General features: G+C 75.9%; 4 protein-coding genes. 2 read left to right on the forward strand and 2 right to left on the reverse strand.

The features are described 5' to 3' along the window. Positions 1-231: 231 nt before the first annotated feature. Entirely contained in the window at positions 232-1,227 is a 996-nt protein-coding gene (sigJ, locus tag RIF68_RS30560; protein ID WP_309054517.1) for an RNA polymerase sigma factor SigJ, read from the forward strand. 37 nt (positions 1,228-1,264) lie between these two features. On the opposite strand, the gene RIF68_RS30565 is transcribed toward sigJ, so the two are convergent. Then, complete coding sequence (locus RIF68_RS30565) at positions 1,265-1,822, reverse strand: precorrin-3B C(17)-methyltransferase (protein ID WP_309054518.1); 558 nt, start codon at positions 1,820-1,822, stop codon at positions 1,265-1,267. A gap of 108 nt (positions 1,823-1,930) precedes the next feature. Further along, positions 1,931-2,503, reverse strand: a complete 573-nt coding sequence (locus RIF68_RS30570) for a CGNR zinc finger domain-containing protein (RefSeq protein WP_309054519.1) — start codon at positions 2,501-2,503, stop codon at positions 1,931-1,933. A gap of 56 nt (positions 2,504-2,559) precedes the next feature. Here RIF68_RS30570 and RIF68_RS30575 point away from each other — a divergent pair. Next, positions 2,560-3,745 (forward strand): MFS transporter (locus RIF68_RS30575; protein WP_309054520.1); only part of this gene is annotated, 1,186 nt, incomplete at its 3' end.

The raw sequence follows: 3,745 nt of genomic DNA on the forward strand, positions 1-3,745 counted from the left end.
ACCCCGGTCTCGTCGCTGGTGTGCCTCAGGGGGTACTCCTTCACATCGGTGTGCGGTTTCTCCACGACGGGCCGAGGCGGCCCGGCGGCCAGTGCCGCCGGGCCGCTTTCCGGTCCGTCGAGAGGTACGACGGGACGGGCCCCCGAATCGTGAGGTGGGGGCGCCTCACGATTCGGGGTGCCGTGTCGTCGGAGAGGGTGGGAGACGATCCGATCGAGGGAGCAGCGACACATGACCACTCCGGCCGACACGGCGGGCGGCCCGCAGGAGCCGCCGCTGAGCGCGATCACGGGCGAGCGGCGGCAGTTGATCAATCTCGCGTACCGGATGCTGGGTTCCGTGTCGGAGGCGGAGGACGTGGTCCAGGAGACCTACGCCCGCTGGTACGCCCTGCCTCCGGAGCGGCGCGGGGCCATCGCCTCGCCCGGTGGCTGGCTGACCAGGGTCGCGGGGCGCGTCTGTCTCGACGTGCTCCGCTCGGCGCGGGTCCGGCGGGAGCGGTACGTGGGGGAATGGGTGCCGGAGCCGGTGCCCGCGGACACCGACTGGCTCGGCGGGCCGTTGCCGGAGGGCGCGGCCGATCCCGCCGACCGGATCACGCTCGACGAGTCGGTCAGCATGGCCTTCCTCGTCGTGCTGGAGTCGATGACTCCGGCCGAACGGGTCGCGTTCGTGCTGCACGACGTCTTCCGCTACTCGTTCGGCGAGGTGGCGGAGATCGTCGGCCGCAGCCCCGAGGCCTGCCGGCAGCTGGCGTCCTCGGCGCGCCGCCGTGTCCGCGCCTCGCGGGCGCCGGCGGCACCGGCGGACCGGCAGGCCCGGGTCATCAGGGCGTTCAGGCGGGCCTGGGAGGCGGGGGACATCACGTCACTGGTCGGTCTGCTGGATCCGGCCGCGACCGTCGTGGGCGACGGTGGCGGGCTCGTCACGGCCGCGCTCCGTCCGGTCGAGGGTGCGGAGCGGATCGCCCGCTTCTTCGTCACGCGTGGACTGCCGGACGGGCTGACGCTCGACGAGTGTGGGGTCAACGGCCGGCCGGGGCTGGTGGCGCGCCTGGGCGGGGTCGTCCGGTCGGTGTACGCCTTCGACATCGTGGACGGCCGGATCCGGCACATCTGGGCGGTGCTCAACCCGGAGAAGCTGCGGCCGTGGACCGAGGGGACGGATCCGTACGGAGCGGTGCGTCCGCGTCCACCGGTGGTCCGCCCCGCTCCCGACGGCCGCTGACCGGGGTGCCGGGGGGGATGTCCGGGAGCGGCTCGGGTCAGTGGCCGCCCAGACCCGGGAGGCAGGTGCCGTCCAGGGTCCGTCCGGCGACTTCGGCGGTGGCGGTTCCGCTGTCGCCGATGAGGCCGTTGACGCAGACCTTGCCGGTGCCGCCGCCGAGGGCGATGTTCCGGGGCAGGCCGCCCGGGCCCGGGGCGCCCGCCCGGTACTCGATGGCGTCCGGGGAGAGTCCGAGGGCGGCAGCGGCGGCCGCCCGGATCTCGTTCTCGCCGACGGGCTTCGCGGCCAGGCCGCTCAGGGTGCGGCCGAGACGCTCGGCCGCACCCCGCGCCCCGGCGCGCTCCTGCGGGGTGAGTTCCATCTGGCGCCGGTACCCGTGGTTCTCCGCGTACTTCTGGTTCGGGTCCTGCGAGATGCAGGGCGTGCCCGGGGCGAGGGGAGGTTCCATGGGTGCCGGGCAGTAGGGCGTGCTCCCCGGGGCCGGCGCGGCCGGCGATGTCCTCGGGTCGTCGGCGGGATCGGCGCATCCGCCGAGGAGGACGAGCCCGGCCAGGAGGAGAGTGCCGGTGGCGGTGCGCGGGACGGGACGGCTCATGTGATCATCCTGCGCCCCCGGGCGGCGCCCAGGCGCCGGCGGCCGGAAGGATGGCCGATTCCGGCCGGTCGCCCTGGTGCCCCCTCCCCGCTCCGGCGGGCCTGCGGCTCATGCCGTCGGCGGGGCTCCGGCGTGGGCGCGGCGGTGGGCGGCGACGCGTTCGCGGGTGGCGCAGCGGCGGGAGCAGTAGCGGCGTTCCGCGCCGCTGCCCTGAGCGAGGAAGACGTTCGGGCAGCGGGGGGATGCGCACACGCCGCCGGGTGGGCGCCGCTGGTCCCAGACGAGGACGGTCAGGGCCATGCAGGAAGAGGCGAGGAACCACTCGTCCCAGGGCGCGTCGTCGTCGCTGTCGAGGTGCGGGTGCCAGGGCGTGTCGCCGCCGTGCGAGGAGAGGCGGAGGGGGCCGGTGTGGTCCCGCAGGAGGCGGTTGAGGACGCCCGCGGCCGTGTCGGTGTCCTCCGCGGCGAAGACCTCCCGCAACCGGTCGGCGGCTTCCCGCATGCCCGCGACGTCCCCGGCGGTGAGATCGAGGGGGCCGGTCTCGCCGTGGGCGCGGAGGAGGGCGGCGATCTCCTCGGGGCCGGGGTCCCCGTCGGCGGCGAGGGCGTTGATCAGGTCGGCGGTCCGCCGGGCCGTGGACAGGACGGAGTTTCGGGCGGACCGGTCTTCGGTGAAGGACACCCGGTGAATGTAACGCAGCTTGTGGAGTTTTGAGTTACCTACGTAACGTCCCGGCCATGGTGAAGCGTTACGGACTGTGGGTCCATCTCGGAGGAGCGCTGACCGCCCGGGTCGGGGACGAGATGTCCGGGCCCGCGCTCCTCCTGGCCGGGCTCGCCCTGACCGGGACGGCCGCGGAGGCGTCCGCCCTGCTCGCGGGGATCGCCGCCGCGGCGGCCCTGGGCGGGCCGGCGCTCGGGGCCTTCCTCGACCGGGTGGACCGGCCCGGTCGTCTGCTGGCGGGAGCCCTCGCCGGGTACGCGGCGGGGCTGGTCCTGGTCGCCGGGGCGCTCGGCCGGCTGCCGTTCGCCGCGATCCTGGCGGTGGCCGTGTGCACGGGCCTCGCGGGGCCCGCACTGTCGGCCGGGTGGACGGCTCAGCTGCCCCGGGCGGCGGGGGACGGGGAAGGCCTGGACCGGGCGAACGCGCTCGATGCCATGACGTTCTGCGCGGCGGGCCTGGCCGGGCCCGTCCTCGCCGGCGGGGCGGCGGAACTCCTCGGGGCGCCCGCCGCCGTCGTCCTGTCGGCGGTGCTCGTCGCCCTGGCGCTGCCCGCCGCCTGGGTGCTGCCCGCCCGTTCCACCGGCGCGCGCCACCCCCGGCCGGCGTCGGCGGCCACGGTTCCGGCCTCCGTCGTACGGGCCGTCGCGGGAAGGCCCGCACTGGCCCGGGCCACGCTCTCCTCGGTCGTCTGCGCCGTGGCCCAGGGCATCGTGACGGTGTGCGTCCCGCTGCTGGGCGCGCGGGTCCTGGGTGGGTCCGGGCGGGGCGCGATGCTGCTGTCCTGTACGGCGCTCACGGCCCTGGCGGCCACGGCCGTGCTCGCGCGGTTCCCCCGCGTGCTCTCCCCCGGGACGGTCATGTGGGCGAGTGCGCTCGTCCTGGCCGGCTCCTCGGCCCTCGCCCTGTGTCCGCATCCCGCCGCCCTGGTGACGGCCTTCCTCGTGGCCGGGGTGGGCGAAGGACCGCAGTTGGCCGCCTTGTTCGCGATCCGTCACCGGGAGGCACCGGAGGGCCTGCGCGGTCGCGTCTTCACCACCGGAGCCAGTCTGAAGATCACCGGGTTCGCCCTGGGCGCGGCGGTCGGGGGGCCGCTCGCGTCCTGGTCCCTGGCGGGCGCCCTCGTGGCGGCGGCCGGGGTGTCGGTCCTCGCCGCCGTGGTGTTCCTCGCGGTCCCGTACACCGCCCGGGCGTGCTTCAGGG

Origin of the sequence: Streptomyces sp. (genome assembly GCF_031178505.1) — a bacterium.
Lineage (GTDB): Bacteria > Actinomycetota > Actinomycetes > Streptomycetales > Streptomycetaceae > Streptomyces > Streptomyces gulbargensis.

Bases quoted from the DNA above. Each gene is read 5' to 3' on its own strand.
- sigJ (WP_309054517.1), top strand. From the start codon at position 232: ATGACCACTCCGGCCGACACGGCGGGCGGCCCGCAGGAGCCGCCGCTG.
- RIF68_RS30565 (WP_309054518.1), bottom strand. From the start codon at position 1,822: ATGAGCCGTCCCGTCCCGCGCACCGCCACCGGCACTCTCCTCCTGGCC.